The sequence below is a fragment of the Kocuria sp. APC 4018 genome (assembly GCF_030407675.1).
GTDB classification, from domain to species: Bacteria; Actinomycetota; Actinomycetes; order Actinomycetales; family Micrococcaceae; genus Kocuria; species Kocuria rhizophila.
The window spans coordinates 1-14,175 of the sequence record NZ_JASDCY010000030.1 but is presented as its reverse complement, the minus strand read 5'-3'; the positions used below and the strand labels follow the sequence as shown (position 1 = coordinate 14,175).

Annotated in this window: 13 protein-coding genes; 9 read left to right on the top strand and 4 right to left on the bottom strand. The window is 69.9% G+C overall.

Annotated features, from left to right (window positions below; all coding sequences use genetic code 11):
• Window positions 1–353 precede the first annotated feature (353 nt).
• The gene (gene panB / locus QL985_RS07135) at window positions 354–1,208 is read left to right on the top strand and encodes a 3-methyl-2-oxobutanoate hydroxymethyltransferase (protein ID WP_059281352.1); all 855 of its coding nucleotides are present in this window, start codon (window positions 354–356) and stop codon (window positions 1,206–1,208) included.
• Between the two features lie 25 nt (window positions 1,209–1,233).
• On the opposite strand, the gene QL985_RS07130 is transcribed toward panB, so the two are convergent.
• Complete coding sequence (locus tag QL985_RS07130) at window positions 1,234–1,410, bottom strand: hypothetical protein (protein ID WP_019308997.1); 177 nt, start codon at window positions 1,408–1,410, stop codon at window positions 1,234–1,236.
• A gap of 176 nt (window positions 1,411–1,586) precedes the next feature.
• On the opposite strand from QL985_RS07130, the gene map reads away from it, so the two are divergent.
• Entirely contained in the window at window positions 1,587–2,483 is an 897-nt protein-coding gene (map, locus tag QL985_RS07125; protein WP_047978125.1) for a type I methionyl aminopeptidase, read from the top strand.
• A 97-nt stretch (window positions 2,484–2,580) separates the two neighbouring features.
• Window positions 2,581–3,414: a polyphosphate--glucose phosphotransferase gene (gene ppgK / locus QL985_RS07120; protein WP_039100518.1), complete on the top strand. Its 834-nt coding sequence runs from the start codon at window positions 2,581–2,583 to the stop codon at window positions 3,412–3,414.
• Window positions 3,415–3,611: 197 nt separating this feature from the next.
• On the opposite strand, the gene QL985_RS07115 is transcribed toward ppgK, so the two are convergent.
• The 3 genes from QL985_RS07115 to QL985_RS07105 are packed head-to-tail and all read right to left on the bottom strand — an operon-like array spanning window position 3,612 to window position 5,439.
• Window positions 3,612–4,517 carry a Sir2 family NAD-dependent protein deacetylase gene (locus QL985_RS07115; protein ID WP_082019216.1) on the bottom strand — a complete coding sequence of 302 codons (906 nt, stop codon included), beginning with the start codon at window positions 4,515–4,517 and terminating at the stop codon, window positions 3,612–3,614.
• Between the two features lies 1 nt (window position 4,518).
• Window positions 4,519–4,980: a redoxin domain-containing protein gene (locus QL985_RS07110; RefSeq protein ID WP_039100517.1), complete on the bottom strand. Its 462-nt coding sequence runs from the start codon at window positions 4,978–4,980 to the stop codon at window positions 4,519–4,521.
• 42 nt (window positions 4,981–5,022) lie between these two features.
• Window positions 5,023–5,439, bottom strand: coding sequence for a DUF3052 domain-containing protein (locus QL985_RS07105; RefSeq protein ID WP_019308992.1), 417 nt, complete (start codon window positions 5,437–5,439; stop codon window positions 5,023–5,025).
• Between the two features lie 373 nt (window positions 5,440–5,812).
• Here QL985_RS07105 and aceE point away from each other — a divergent pair, with 373 nt between their 5' ends.
• The 6 genes from aceE to QL985_RS07075 all read left to right on the top strand — a co-directional run bounded on the left by aceE (window position 5,813) and on the right by QL985_RS07075 (window position 13,839).
• Entirely contained in the window at window positions 5,813–8,551 is a 2,739-nt protein-coding gene (gene aceE, locus QL985_RS07100; RefSeq protein ID WP_259905429.1) for a pyruvate dehydrogenase (acetyl-transferring), homodimeric type, read from the top strand.
• A gap of 145 nt (window positions 8,552–8,696) precedes the next feature.
• On the top strand, window positions 8,697–9,932 hold the full coding sequence (locus QL985_RS07095) for a helix-turn-helix domain-containing protein (RefSeq protein WP_259905431.1): 1,236 nt from the start codon (window positions 8,697–8,699) through the stop codon (window positions 9,930–9,932).
• 91 nt (window positions 9,933–10,023) lie between these two features.
• Complete coding sequence (locus QL985_RS07090; RefSeq protein WP_259905433.1) at window positions 10,024–10,935, top strand: ACP S-malonyltransferase; 912 nt, start codon at window positions 10,024–10,026, stop codon at window positions 10,933–10,935.
• Window positions 10,936–10,992: 57 nt separating this feature from the next.
• Window positions 10,993–12,060, top strand: coding sequence for a beta-ketoacyl-ACP synthase III (locus tag QL985_RS07085; protein ID WP_047978129.1), 1,068 nt, complete (start codon window positions 10,993–10,995; stop codon window positions 12,058–12,060).
• A gap of 149 nt (window positions 12,061–12,209) precedes the next feature.
• Entirely contained in the window at window positions 12,210–12,455 is a 246-nt protein-coding gene (locus QL985_RS07080; RefSeq protein WP_019308987.1) for an acyl carrier protein, read from the top strand.
• Between the two features lie 121 nt (window positions 12,456–12,576).
• A complete protein-coding gene (locus QL985_RS07075; protein WP_239356022.1) occupies window positions 12,577–13,839 on the top strand; it encodes a beta-ketoacyl-[acyl-carrier-protein] synthase family protein in 1,263 nt (420 codons plus the stop codon).
• Window positions 13,840–14,175: the final 336 nt, after the last annotated feature.

Genomic DNA, 14,175 nt, shown 5'->3' with positions numbered 1-14,175 from the left:
CGGGGCTGCGGCACAGCGGTTCACGAGCTCGGTGTCCGGGTGCGCGCACCCGACGGAGCCAGGCCCCACTGTATCGGCCCGCGCCGACATCCCGGTCAGAGCGCCTCGAGCTCGGTGCCCGCCTCGTCGTAGCCGCCCGGTGCGGAGTCGTCCTGGCACCCACCAGATGATGAACCCGGTGTTCCGGGCCGAGGCACGCGGCCGGGGAACCCGGGGTTTCCAGGCCCACGGACGCGGCCGGAGAATCCCGCCCCGCGCGGCGGTGCCGCGGGGTGCGGGAGGTGGTCGACCGGCGTCGTGCACACCGCGGATCCCCACCGCAACGCCGTCCCGACGGCCGGTAGGCTGGAGCGATGACCGACTCCCAGCCCGTTCCCGGGACCCCTGTGACACCCGCCCTCGCCGACGTCAAGCGCGTGCGCACCGTGCACCTGCGGCGCGCCAAGGACGCGGGCGAGAAGTTCTCGATGCTCACCAGCTACGACGTCCTCACCGCCGGGATCTTCGACCGCTCCGGCGTGGACGTGCTGCTCGTGGGCGACTCGCTGGGCAACACCGTGCTGGGCCACGAGAGCACGCTCCCGGTCACCCTGGAGGACATGGTCGTGTTCGCGGCGGCGGTGGTGCGAGGCGTGCAGCGGGCGCTCGTGGTGGTGGACCTGCCGTTCGGCTCCTACGAGGAGTCCCCCGCCCAGGCCGTGCGCAGCGCCGCGCGGATCATGAAGGAGACCGGCGCGCACGCCGTCAAACTCGAGGGCGGTGAGGTCGTGGCGGAGCACATCGCCGCAGTGGTCCGCGCGGGGATCCCGGTCATGGGGCACGTGGGCTTCACCCCGCAGTCGGAGCACGCGCTGGGCGGCTTCCGCATCCAGGGCCGCGGCGGGGCCGCCGAACAGCTGCTCCGGGACGCCCGCGCCGTCCAGGACGCCGGGTGCTTCGCCGTGGTGCTGGAGATGGTGTCCGCGGACGCCGCTACCGCGGTGGAGGACGCGCTGGAGATCCCCACCGTGGGCATCGGCGCGGGGAACGTGACTACCGGGCAGGTGCTCGTGTGGCAGGACATGCTGGGGCTGCGCACCGGGCACATGCCGCGGTTCGTGCGCCAGTACGCCGATCTCGCGCGGGTCGCGGGCGACGCCGTGTCCGCCTACGTGGCGGACGTGCGCTCGGGAGCGTTCCCCGCGGAGGAGCACACCTACCGCGGGTGACGACGCCGCCCGCCCCCTCCCGGGCTCAGTCGCCCTGGAACGCGGCGTCTTCGTCGTCCCACCGCTTGGTGTTCTCCGCCGCGTGCTCCAGTGCCCTGGCCGCTTCCTCGCGCGTGGCGTAGGGGCCCATGAGCTTGCGGTAGTCGTCCTGCGGGCCCTCCTCCACCTGCTTGGTGTAGAGGTTGAACCAGTACTCGGCCATGTGCTGCCTCTCTCTCCGGCGCGGCGCGCCGTCTGCCCGCCGGGAGGCGGGTCGCGAACACCCGGGCGGAACGAGCCCGGGACCCAAGGCTTAGGCTAGTTGGTGAATCAGGTCCCCGGGAGGCACCGACGCCCCGGAGCACACCAGTCCACCGCCGCAGGAGGCATCGACCCATCGTGACCAGCCACAACCTCGCCCCAGCTCCCGGATCCACCGCCCCGATCGGCGCGCTGCGCCCCGGCTCGCTCTCCCCGTTGCGGCCCGTGCCGCGCGGCATCGAGCGCCCGGAGTACGTGGGGCGGACCGAACCGGACGAGGGCAGTGCGTCCAACGTCTACACCCCGGAGGAGATCGAGCTCGTGCGTGAGGCGGGGCAGATCGCGGCGCGCGCCCTGCAGGCCGCGGGTGCCGAGGCGAAGCCGGGGGTCACCACGGACGAGCTGGACCGGATCGCCCACGAGTACATGTGCGACCACGGGGCCTACCCCTCCTGCCTGGAGTACCGCGGTTTCCCCAAGTCCATCTGCACGTCTCTCAACGAGGTCATCTGCCACGGCATCCCGGACTCCACGGTGCTCGAGGACGGGGACATCATCAACCTGGACGTCACCGCCTACAAGAACGGGATGCACGGGGACACCAACGCCATGTTCCTGGTGGGGGACGTGGACGAGGACTCGCGGCTGCTCGTCGAGCGCACGCTCGAAGCCACCAACCGCGCCATCAAGGCCGTCCGCCCTGGTCGCGAGATCAACGTGATCGGCCGGGTCATCGAGAAGTACGCCCAGCGCTTCGGCTACGGCGTGGTGCGGGACTTCACCGGCCACGGCGTGGGGCGCGAGTTCCACACCGGGCTGATCGTCCCGCACTACGACGCCGCCCCGTCCTACAGCACCGAGATGGTCCCCGGGATGATCTTCACGATCGAGCCCATGCTGACCCTGGGAACCATCGCGTGGGACCAGTGGGAGGACGACTGGACCATCACCACGCACGACCGCATGCGCACCGCGCAGTACGAGCACACCATGGTCGTGACCGAGGACGGCGTGGAGATCCTCACCCTCCCGTGATCCGCGCACGTCGGCCCGTAAACTCGAAGGCACGGGGCGAGCGGGAGAACTCCGCCGCCCCGGAACAGCGTCAGACCGTGAACCGAAGGGACCGTTCATGAGCTCAGGTACTCCGCAGGGTGTCGTCTCGCAGTACGGCATTGGAATCGACATTGGTGGTACCGGCACCAAGGGCGGGATCGTGGATCTCGCCACCGGCCAGCTCGTGGGCGAGCGCTTCCGGATCCCCACGCCGCACCCGGCCACCCCGGAGGCGGTGGCGGACGTGGTGCGCCAGATCGTGGACGAGCTGCAGTCCCGGCCGGAGGCCCCGGCACCGGACAGCAACGTGGGCATCGTGTTCCCCGCGATCATCAAGAACGGCGTGGCCCTGTCCGCCGCGAACGTGGACAAGTCCTGGATCAACACGGACGTGGACGCACTGATGACCGAGACCCTGGGTCGCGAGGTCGAGGCGCTCAACGACGCCGACGGCGCCGGTCTCGCCGAGGCGCACTACGGTGCCGGCAAGGGCAAGGAGGGGCTGGTCATGGTGATCACCCTGGGCACCGGCATCGGCTCGGCCATGATCCTCAACGGTCAGCTCGTGCCCAACGCCGAGCTCGGCCACCTGGAGATCGACGGCCACGACGCCGAGACCCGCGCCTCCGCGGCCGCGCGCGAACGCGAGCAGCTGCCCTGGAAGAAGTGGGCCACCAAGCGGCTCCAGCGCTACTTCTCCCACGTGGAGTTCCTGTTCTCCCCGTCGCTGTTCATCATCGGCGGCGGCGTGTCCAAGAACTCGGAGAAGTTCCTCCCCTACCTCGAGCTGCGCACGCCGGTGGAGATCGCCGCCCTGCGCAACAACGCGGGCATCGTGGGTGCGGCCCTGTGGGCCCAGCAGTGCCGCGGCGCCCAGGCCGCCAAGCCGGTCATCGACCCCGTCGACTGAGCACCCGGTGAACTCCGAAGGCCCCGCGTCCTCACGGATGCGGGGCCTTCGGAGTCGGTGCCGCCACCGTGCGGACACGGAACGGGCACTGCAGACAGAGCGAGACCCCGATGACATCCGCGGCTTCCCCTCCGCAGACCCCCGGGGTCTCGTGGTTTGAGTCTATGTGCTCCTCCGGGCGGGGGCAAGCACCGGATTCAAGGCACCAGCAGGGATGCGAGATCTGTGAGGAACTCCCCCACCCGGGCATCCACCTTGAGCGTGGCCAGCTCGTCCGCGCCGGTCACCCCGTGGTTGACGATCACCACGGGCTTGCCCTCCCGGGCGGCCTGCCTGACGTAGCGTCTGCCCGAGTTCACCGTGAGGGAGCTGCCGGCCACCAGCAGGGCGTCCGCGTGCGTTACCATCCGTCGGGCCAGCGCCACGTTCAGTGCCGTGGCGTTCTCCCCGAAGAACACGACGTCCGGCTTCAGCACCCCCTGACAGACCGGGCAGTCCCAGACCCGGAACCCCGCGGTGTGCTCCACGGTGGCATCGGCGTCCGGGGCGTACTCCACGTCCGCCGCGGAGTCCATGCCGTCGTAGAAGCCGGGGTTGAGCTCGTCGAGGTAGCGCGAGACCTCCTCCCGGGGGAAGCGCGAGCGGCACGAGGTGCACACGACCCACGCGTAGGTCCCGTGCAGGTCCACGACCGCGAGTGATCCCGCCTTCTGGTGCAGGCGGTCGATGTTCTGGGTGATGATCCCGTCCACGGCGCCTGCCGTCTCCAGGGTGGCCAGAGCCGTGTGCGCCGCTGACGGCTCGGCTCGCGCCACGAAGTGCCAGCCGAACTGGTTGCGCGCCCAGTAGTGGCGGCGGTTGCCCACGTCCGCGATGAACTCCTGGTAGGTCATGGGGTTGCGGGGTTTCGCATCGGGTCCCCGGTAGTCGGGGATCCCGGAGGACGTGCTGACCCCAGCTCCCGTGAGGACGGCGATCCTGCGCCCCACGAGCAGCTCGTGGACGGGACGCAGCCCCGCGCGGGCGTCCAGGGCATGGGGGTCCGGGAACAGGTCCCGGTCCACGGGCGTGCCGTACCCGGCACGCAGCACCCGCGCCGGCATCTCAGGACCGGGGGAGGTTCTCGAGGACGGTGCGCAACCGCTCCCACGAGCGGGACTCGGTCATGTCCGCGGCACTGACGTCCCGGACCACGCCCTGGGAGTCCACCGTGATCGTGTGCCGCCGGGCGCACCCCTCCTGCTCGTCGAACACGCCGTAGCACCGCGCCACCTCACCGTGGGGCCAGTGGTCCGAGAGCATCTCGAAGTCGTAGGACTCCTGCCGGGCGAAGGCGTCGAGACAGTGGTGGCTGTCCGTGGACACGCACAGCACCGTGGCACCGAACTCCTCGAACGTGTCGGTGTGGTCCTGCAGGTGGCACAGCTCGTCCGTGCAGATGGGCGAGAACGCGAACGGGAAGAACACCAGCACCACCGGCGCACCCCGGAACTGCGCGAGCGTGCGGATCTCGCCGTCCCTGTTGGTCAGCGAGAAGTCCGGTGCTGCGGATCCGATGTCGCTCATGTCGTCCTTTCCCACGGCGCGGCCGGCGGGTGGCCGGGCACCTCAGAAGTTGCGCTTGGGGGCCAGTCGCGAGACGGTCCAGTCGGAGGAGACGCGCGCCGCACTGGTGACGTGGAGGCCCGCGGTCGAGGCGGCCTCCTGGATGTCGGCGGGAGAGACGTGGTCCTCGCGGCCGGCCTTGGGGGTCAGGAGCCAGACAACGCCGCCGTCGTCGAGGGTGGTCTGAACGTCGACGAGCTCGTCCACGAGATCACCGTCGCCGTCGCGCCACCACAGCACCACGGCGTCCACGACCTCCTGCGCGTCCTCGTCGAACAGCTCAGAGCCGATGGCCGCCTCGATCCGCTCCCGCAGGTCCGCATCGACGTCGTCGTCGTAGCCGAACTCCTGGACGTAGTCGCCGTCCTTCAGGTTCAGCTGCTCCGCAATGCTCTCCTCGGGGGCTTTCGCCTCGCTCACCGTGTCTCTCCTTCTCAGCTGTGTCGTGCGGGTCCCCGGTTGACCGCCGATCGGCGGTCCGGGCCCGTACCCACCGTGACGGGAGCGTCGACGGTGCGTAATAAAGACAACACTGGTTTAGCGCCACGTTCAAGCCACGGCGCGGGCCCGCCGCCAAATCACCACGGGTTGCGCTGTCCCCCGGGGACGGCCAGGAGAGTGGCGGTGCAGAGATGTGACGCGCAGAACGCCGCCGGGGCAATCCCCCGGGCCGTAGCCTGTGACACCATGAAAGGACCACGGGGGCGGACACGTCTCCGTCCACCCGACGCCTGACACACCGCTCCGCCACCGGGCACCCCGAGCACACGGAGCTGACGATAGAGAGGTTCTCGTGTCTTCCGACAGCAATCACCACATTCTGAGTGGCTTGACGAACAATCTCCAGGACGCGGACGCGCAGGAGACGCAGGAGTGGATCGAGTCCTTCGACGCGCTGATCCAGGCCCAGGGCACGGCGCGGGCGCAGTACATCATGCGCGCCCTGCTGCAGCACGCCGGCACGCACTCCGTGGGTGTCCCCATGGTCACCACCTCCGACTACGTCAACACCATCCCCGTGGACCAGGAGCCCGAGTTCCCCGGTGACGAGGAGATCGAGCGCCGCTACCGTGCCTTCCTGCGCTGGAACGCGGCCGTCATGGTCCACCGCGCGCAGCGCCCCGGCGTCGGAGTGGGCGGTCACATCTCCTCCTACGCCGGCGTGGCCACCCTCTACGAAGTGGGCCTGAACCACTTCTTCCGCGGTCCCGAGCACCCCGGCGGCGGCGACCAGGTGTTCTTCCAGGGCCACTCCTCCCCCGGCAACTACGCCCGCGCGTACCTCGAGGGCCGCCTCACCGAGGAGCAGCTGGACGGGTTCCGCCAGGAGAAGACCAAGGCCCCGAACGGCCTGCCCTCCTACCCCCACCCGCGCAGCCTGCCCGACTTCTGGCAGTTCCCCACCGTGTCCATGGGCATCGGGCCCATGAACGCCGTGTACCAGGCGCAGTTCAACCGCTACCTGCACAACCGCGGGATCAAGGACACCTCCGAGCAGCACGTCTGGGCGTTCCTCGGCGACGGCGAGATGGACGAGCCCGAGTCGCGCGGTGTGCTGCAGCTCGCGGCCAACGACAAGCTGGACAACCTGACCTTCGTGGTCAACTGCAACCTGCAGCGTCTCGACGGCCCCGTGCGCGGCAATGGCAAGATCATCCAGGAGCTGGAGGCGTTCTTCCGGGGTGCCGGCTGGAACGTCATCAAGGTCGTGTGGGGCCGCGAGTGGGACGCCCTGCTCGAGGCTGACCACACCGGGGAACTCGTGCGCATCATGAACGAGACCCTGGACGGCGACTACCAGACCTTCAAGGCGGAGTCCGGCGGCTTCGTGCGCGACCACTTCTTCGCCCGGTCCGCTGCCACCAAGGAGCTCGTGGCGGACTACACCGACGAGCAGATCTGGAACCTCAAGCGCGGCGCCCACGACTACAACAAGGTCTACGCGGCGTACAAGGCGGCGCTGGAGCACAAGGGCCAGCCCACCGTGATCCTGGCGCAGGGCATCAAGGGCTACGGCCTGGGCCCGCACTTCGAGGCGCGCAACGCCACGCACCAGATGAAGAAGCTCACGCTGGAGGACCTCAAGGCCTTCCGCGACCACCTGCGCATTCCCATCACGGACGAGCAGCTGGAGTCCGACCTCTACAACGCCCCGTACTACCACCCGGGCCCGGACTCCCCCGAGATCAAGTACATGCTGGAGCGCCGCAAGGAGCTGGGCGGATTCGTCCCGGACCGTCCGCACCCCCAGAAGGAGATCACGTTGCCCTCGGAGCGCGCCTACGCCTCCGGCAAGAAGGGCTCGGGCAAGCAGATGGCGGCCACCACCATGGCCTTCGTGCGCATCCTCAAGGACCTGATGCGCGAGAAGGACTTCGGTCACCGCATCGTGCCGATCATCCCCGACGAGGCCCGCACCTTCGGCATGGACTCGTTCTTCCCCACGGCCAAGATCTACAACCCCAACGGGCAGAACTACCTCTCCGTGGACCGCGAGCTGATGCTCGCGTACAAGGAGTCGGCCCAGGGTGTGATCCTGCACCCCGGGATCAACGAGGCCGGCGCCACCGCGGCCTTCACCGCGGCGGGCACGTCCTACGCGACCCACGGCGAGACCATGATCCCGGTCTACATCTTCTACTCGATGTTCGGGTTCCAGCGCACGGGTGACGAGTTCTGGGCGGCTGCGGACCAGATGGCCCGCGGGTTCGTGATCGGCGCCACCGCCGGGCGCACCACGCTCACCGGCGAGGGACTGCAGCACGCGGACGGGCACTCCCCGATCCTCGCCTCCACCAACCCCGCGGTGATCCACTACGACCCGGCCTACGGCTACGAGATCGCGCACATCGTCAAGCGCGGCCTGGAGCACATGTACGGCACGAGCGACGAGGACCACAACGTCATGTACTACCTCACGGTGTACAACGAGCCCATCCACCAGCCCGCGGAGCCCGAGAACGTGGACGTGGACGGCATCGTCAACGGCATCTACCTGCTCAAGCCGGCGGAGACCGAGGGCCCGCGCGCCCAGCTGCTCGCCTCCGGCGTGGGTGTCCCGTGGGCGCTCGAGGCCCAGCAGATCCTCGCCGACGAGTGGGGCGTCTCCGCAGACGTGTGGTCCGTGACCTCCTGGACCAACCTCCGTCGTGACGCCATGGCTGCCGAGCAGGACGCGTTCCTGGACCCCGAGTCCGGTGCCCGCACGCCCTACATCACCCAGGCACTGGCCGGTGCCACAGGTCCTGTGGTCGCCACGAGCGACTACGCCTCCCAGCTGCCGGACTCCGTGCGGCAGTACGTCCCCAACGACTGGGCCTCCCTGGGCGCCGACGGCTTCGGGTTCGCCGACACCCGGGCCGGTGCCCGCCGGTTCTTCACCATCGACGCCCACTCGATGGTGGTGCGGACCCTGGAGATGCTCGCCAAGCGCGGCGAGATCGACTGGTCCGCCCCGGCCGAGGCGCTCACGCGGTACAAGCTCACGGACCCCGCTGCCGGCACCTCCGGCAACGCCGGGGGCGACGCCTGAGCCGTCCCGCATCACCGACCCACCGCCCCCGCGCCCCTCACGGCGCGGGGGCGGCGTCGTTCCGGTGCGGGCCCGAGCCCGGGGCGCGGCCGGCGCTGGGCCCCGGGCTCGGGGAACCGTGCAGGGCATCGACTACCCTCGTCTCATGCCCACCGACGCCTCCGGGTCCGCACCCCGCAAGCCCCGCACCTCCCGCCGGGTGACGTGGCCCCTGCGCGGTCGTCAGCAGGCCGCACCGCACCCCAGGACCCTGGAGAACCTCAAGGCCAACCTCGGGCAGGTCTCCACGGTGGCGGTTCAGCGGCTCGGGAGCACCCTGCCGTGGTTCTCGGAACTGCGCCCGGACGAGAGGTCCGAGCTGGGTCTGCTGGCGCAGCGCGGCATCGCGTCCTTCGTGCGCTGGTACGAGAACCCCAAGGAGCCGGTGTGGGTGCTCACGGAGATCTTCAAGCAGGCCCCCACGGAGCTGACCCGGTCCATCACCCTGCAGAACGCCCTGCAGGTGCTGCGGATCGTCGTGGACGTCGTGGAGGAGAAGGTTCCCGAGCTCGCGCAGCACAACGACGAGGTGGCCCTGCGCGAGGCCGTGCTGCGGTTCTCCCGCGAGGTCGCGTTCGCCGCCGCGGACGTCTACGCCAAGGCTGCCGAGAACCGCGGATCGTGGGACGCCCGCCTCGAGTCCCTCGTGGTGGACGGCATCCTGCGGGGCGACCACTCGGACAACCTGCGCTCCCGGGTCTCGGCGCTGGGTTGGACGGACCGGGGGGACGTGACCGTGGTGGTGGGACGCGCGCCGAGCACCAACGGGCCCGCCGGCGTGGAACGGATCCGGCGCGTCGTCGAGCGCCACGCGGCGGAGTGCCTGGTGGCCATCCAGACCGACCGGCTGGTCCTCGTCCTCGGTGGTCTCAAGGACGGGGCCCGGTCCCTGTCCCGGCTCACGAGCGTGTTCGGGGAGGGTCCCGTGGTCCACGGTCCCCCCGTGGCCACCGTGTTCGAGGCCAAGGAGTCGGCGGACCGCGCCAACGCGGGACTTCGAGCGGTCGCGGCCTGGCCCCAGGCACCCCGCCCCACGGATTCCGAGGACCTGTGGCCCGAGCGGGCCATCAGCGGGGACCCGCTGGCGCTCACCGCCATGGTCGACGCCGTCTGGGAGCCGCTGTCCGCCTCCTCCACCGGCCTGGTGGACACCCTCACCACCTACCTCAGCGTGGGACACTCCCTGGAGGCCACGGCGCGCGAGCTCTTCGTCCACGCGAACACCGTGCGGTACCGACTCCGGCGCGTCAGCGACATCACCGGCTGGGACCCTCTGCTCCCCCGGGACGCCTTCGTGCTGCACTGCGCCCTGCTCGCGGGGCGGCTGTCGAGCACCGACTGACATCGGCTTGTAGGGAAGCCACAAATCCCCCTGCCCGGCTTGGTGCGGCCCGGTGTGCCGCGGAGGCCCCCTGACTTGGTGGAATGAACGGGTGATTGCACTCGTCTGCCCCGGTCAGGGGTCACAGAAACCAGGATTCCTCACCGAGTGGCTGGCCGTGCCGGGCGTTCCCGAGCACCTCGCGCAGCTCTCCGACGCCGCCGGGCTGGACCTCGCGCACTACGGCACCGAGGCGGACGAGGACACCATCAAGGACACCGCGGTGGCCCAGCCGCTGATCGTCGCCGCAGGACTGCTCGCTGGGCGGCTGATCGCCCCGCAGCTCGAGGGACGCTCCGACGTGGTGCTCGCCGGGCACTCGGTCGGTGAGATCACGGCCGCGGCCCTGGCTGGCGTGCTGACCGAGGCCGAGGCCATGCGCTTCGTCCGGGTCCGCGCCACCGAGATGGCCGCCGCCGCCGCGGCAACCCCCACGGGCATGGCCGCCGTCCTCGGCGGCACCCCGGAGGACGTGGCCGCCGCCATCTCCGCCGTGGGCGCCACGGCCGCGAACGCCAACGGGGGCGGTCAGGTGGTAGCAGCAGGAACCCTCGAGCAGCTTGACGCTCTCGCCGAGAACCCGCCCACCCGTGCCAAGGTGGTCAGGCTCAAGGTGGCCGGCGCCTTCCACACGGAGCACATGGCCCCCGCACTGCAGCCGCTGCGGACCCTCGTTCCCGAGCTCTCCCCCCGGGACCCCGAGCACGCGCTGCTGAGCAACCACGACGGCGCCCGCACCACCAGTGGCGCGGCGTTCCTGGACTCCCTCGTGGAGCAGGTGTGCCGCCCCGTGCGCTGGGACGACTGCATGGCCACCCTCTCGGACATGGACGTCACGCAGATCGTGGAGCTGCCGCCCGCCGGAACCCTCGTGGGACTGGCCAAGAGGGGCCTCAAGGGCGTCCCCGCAACGGCGGTCAACACCCCGCAGGACCTGGACCAGGTGCGGAGTACGCTGGCCTGAGAAGGGTGATCCACCCGCACTCGCTGAGATCCGCACCATCGAAGGAGTCGGCCTCCCGTGGCGACCATCAAACAGAACATTCCCCACGCCCACACGCGCATCCTGGGCATCGGCGCCTACCGGCCGTCGGAGATCGTGACCAACGACGACGTCTGCCAGTGGATCGACTCCTCGGACGAGTGGATCGTCAAGCGCACCGGCATCCACACCCGTCACCGCGCCCCGGCTGACGTGTCGGTACTGGACATGGCGGAGCACGCGGCACGCGAGGCGCTCGAGAACTCCGGTCTCACCGGTGACCAGCTGAGCACGATCATCGTCTCCACGGTGTCCTTCCCCTACCTCACCCCGTCCCTGGCCGCGAAGCTCGCGGACCGGCTCGGAGCCACGCCCGCTGCGGCGTACGACGTCTCCGCGGCGTGCGCGGGGTACTGCTACGGAATCGCGCAGGCGGATGCGCTCGTGCGCTCCGGTGACTCCACCAATGTGCTCGTGATCGGAGTGGAGAAGCTCTCCGACGTGATCGACAACTCGGAGCGCTCCATCTCCTTCCTCCTCGGCGACGGCGCCGGGGCCGTGGTGATCGGCCCTTCGGACGTCCCCGGGATCGGTCCGTCGGTGTGGGGCTCGGACGGCTCCAAGTGGGACGCCATCCGCATGACCCACCCGCTCACCGACATCCGCGCCGTCGAGCGCGGGGGTCAGCGCAGCTTCGCCAAGGATCTCGTGGATCCCGAGACCGGTGAGATGGACCCGGACGCCACCATGTGGCCCACGCTGCGCCAGGACGGGCCGACCGTGTTCCGCTGGGCCTCGTGGGAGGGTGCCCGCGTGGCTCAGGAGGCCCTGGACGCCTCCGGCCTGGCCCCGGAGGACCTCGCCGCGTTCGTGCCGCACCAGGCCAACATGCGGATCATCGACCAGATGGCCAAGGTGCTCAAGCTCCCCGAGTCCGTGATCGTTGCCCGGGACATCGCCGAGGCCGGAAACACCTCCGCGGCCTCCATCCCCCTGGCAACCCACCGTCTGCTCGCGGAGCACCCGGAACTGTCCGGCAAGCCCTCGCTGCAGATCGGCTTCGGGGCCGGTCTGGTGTACGGCGCACAGGTGGTGCTCCTGCCCTGATCCAGTCCCCGGGGTGTCGTAGGGTTAGACCGCACACCTCTTGTCCACGGGCCGCCCGAGCGATCGGGTGCTCCGAGCGGGGGTTCCACCGAAACCCCGTGGTCACGAAGAACGGTTGCGTTGCGCGACCTCAACGAAAGGAAGCCGAAATGGCGAGCAAAGACGAAATCCTGGCCGGCCTGGCAGAGATCGTGAACGAAGAGACCGGCCTCGAGACCGAAGCCGTGCAGCTCGACAAGTCCTTCACCGAGGACCTCGACATCGACTCGATCTCCATGATGACCATCGTGGTCAACGCCGAGGAGAAGTTCGACGTCACCATTCCCGACGAAGAGGTCAAGAACCTCAAGACCGTCGAGGACGCCGTCAACTTCATCGACAACGCCCAGGCCTGATTCCTGGGCGAGCGGTGGCGCACCCCCTGTGCAGGAGGTGCGCCGCCGCCGTCACGCCAGGTGGCTGGACAGCAGCAGCTCCTGGAACACCTGCGATTTCGGACACGAGGAAGTGCAGAACATGTCCCGCAAAGTAGTCGTCACCGGCCTGGGTGCCATCACGCCCATCGGTGAGAACGTCCAGGAGACCTGGAAGAACGCCCTCCAGGGCGTCTCGGGCGTTCACGCCCTCGAAGAGGACTGGGTCGAAGAGTACGACCTCCCCGTCCGCATCGGCGCGCAGTGCCCCAAGCCCGCGGAGGACGTCGTGTCCCGCGTGCAGGCCAAGCGTCTGGACCCTTCCGGCCAGCTGTCCGTGGCCGCGGCCCGCGAGGCCTGGACCGACGCCGGGTTCTCCGGCAAGGACGCGGACTCCAGCGACGACGTCGACCCGTTGCGTCTGGGCGTTGCCTTCGGCACGGGCATCGGTGGTGTGTGGACCCTCCTGGACGGGTGGGACACCATGCGCACCAAGGGGCACCGCCGTGTCAAGCCCATGACGGTTCCCATGCTCATGCCCAACGGCAACGCCTCCTCCGTGAGCATGGAGTTCAAGGCCCGTGCCTGCGCCATCACACCCGTGTCAGCCTGTGCCTCCGGGACCGAGGCCTTCTTCCAGGGTCTGCAGCTGATCCGCTCCGGCAAGGCGGACGTGATGATCGTGGGGGGCGCCGAGAGCGCCATCCACCCCATGAACATGGCCGCCTTCAACTCCATGCAGGCGCTGTCCCGCCGAAACGACGAGCCCGAGCGGGCCTCCCGCCCCTTCGACATGGACCGTGACGGATTCGTCATGGGCGAGGGCGCTGGTGCGGTGATCCTCGAGTCCGAGGAGCACGCCAAGGCGCGTGGCGCCCGGATCTACGCCGAACTGGCCGGTGCCGGGCTCAGCTCGGACGCGTTCCACATCACCGCTCCGGCCACCGGTGAGGACGGCGGCCCAGCCCGTGCCCTGCGGGAGGCCATGGAGTCCGGGGACTTCACCCCCGCGGACGTCAAGCACGTCAACGCCCACGCCACGTCCACCCCCGTGGGCGACGTGCCCGAGGCGAGTGCCCTGCGTGTGGCGTTCGGGGACGCCGTGGACCAGATGGCCGTGTCCGCCACCAAGTCGATGACCGGCCACCTGCTCGGCGGATCGGGTGCCGTGGAGGGTGTCCTGGCCGTCCTCGCCCTGACCGAGCGGATGGCGCCCTGCACCATCAACCTGGAGAACCAGGATCCGCGCATCGACCTGGACGTGGTCACCACGGCGCGGGAGCTGCCAGCCGGTGACATGGTCGCGATCTCCAACTCCTTCGGGTTCGGCGGTCACAACTCCGTCGCCGCGTTCCGATCCGTGTGACGGCGCCCCGGGCGCCCTTTCGGGGTCAGGAAGCGCGCCCGTGACAGAGCCCCGGTGCTCCCCGCTGCGGGGAACACCGGGGCTCTGTTGTTGTCAGGCCTGAGCCGCGCGATCGGGCGGGGGCTGGGCACACCAGTTCGCGATGAGAAGCAGAGACACTCCGGCGCCCCACACCGGTCCTTCCGGAGGGATCAGAACCCCCAGGTCATCGAGTGCACCACCTCGCCAGAGACGTCGCCCGCCACTGCGCCGTGGTGGTGGGGGCGCAGCGCGCGCCGTGGGGGGTGTCCCTATGTTCCGAGTCAAGCCGCGAGAGCGGTTGGTTCGGGGGTAGGG

Excerpts from the sequence above, each read along its gene's own strand:
- panB (WP_059281352.1), top strand. The coding sequence starts at position 354 with ATGACCGACTCCCAGCCCGTTCCCGGGACCCCTGTGACACCCGCCCTC.
- QL985_RS07130 (WP_019308997.1), bottom strand. The coding sequence starts at position 1,410 with ATGGCCGAGTACTGGTTCAACCTCTACACCAAGCAGGTGGAGGAGGGC.
- ppgK (WP_039100518.1), top strand. The coding sequence starts at position 2,581 with ATGAGCTCAGGTACTCCGCAGGGTGTCGTCTCGCAGTACGGCATTGGA.
- QL985_RS07115 (WP_082019216.1), bottom strand. The coding sequence starts at position 4,517 with ATGCCGGCGCGGGTGCTGCGTGCCGGGTACGGCACGCCCGTGGACCGG.
- QL985_RS07110 (WP_039100517.1), bottom strand. The coding sequence starts at position 4,980 with ATGAGCGACATCGGATCCGCAGCACCGGACTTCTCGCTGACCAACAGG.
- QL985_RS07095 (WP_259905431.1), top strand. The coding sequence starts at position 8,697 with ATGCCCACCGACGCCTCCGGGTCCGCACCCCGCAAGCCCCGCACCTCC.
- QL985_RS07080 (WP_019308987.1), top strand. The coding sequence starts at position 12,210 with ATGGCGAGCAAAGACGAAATCCTGGCCGGCCTGGCAGAGATCGTGAAC.
- QL985_RS07075 (WP_239356022.1), top strand. The coding sequence starts at position 12,577 with ATGTCCCGCAAAGTAGTCGTCACCGGCCTGGGTGCCATCACGCCCATC.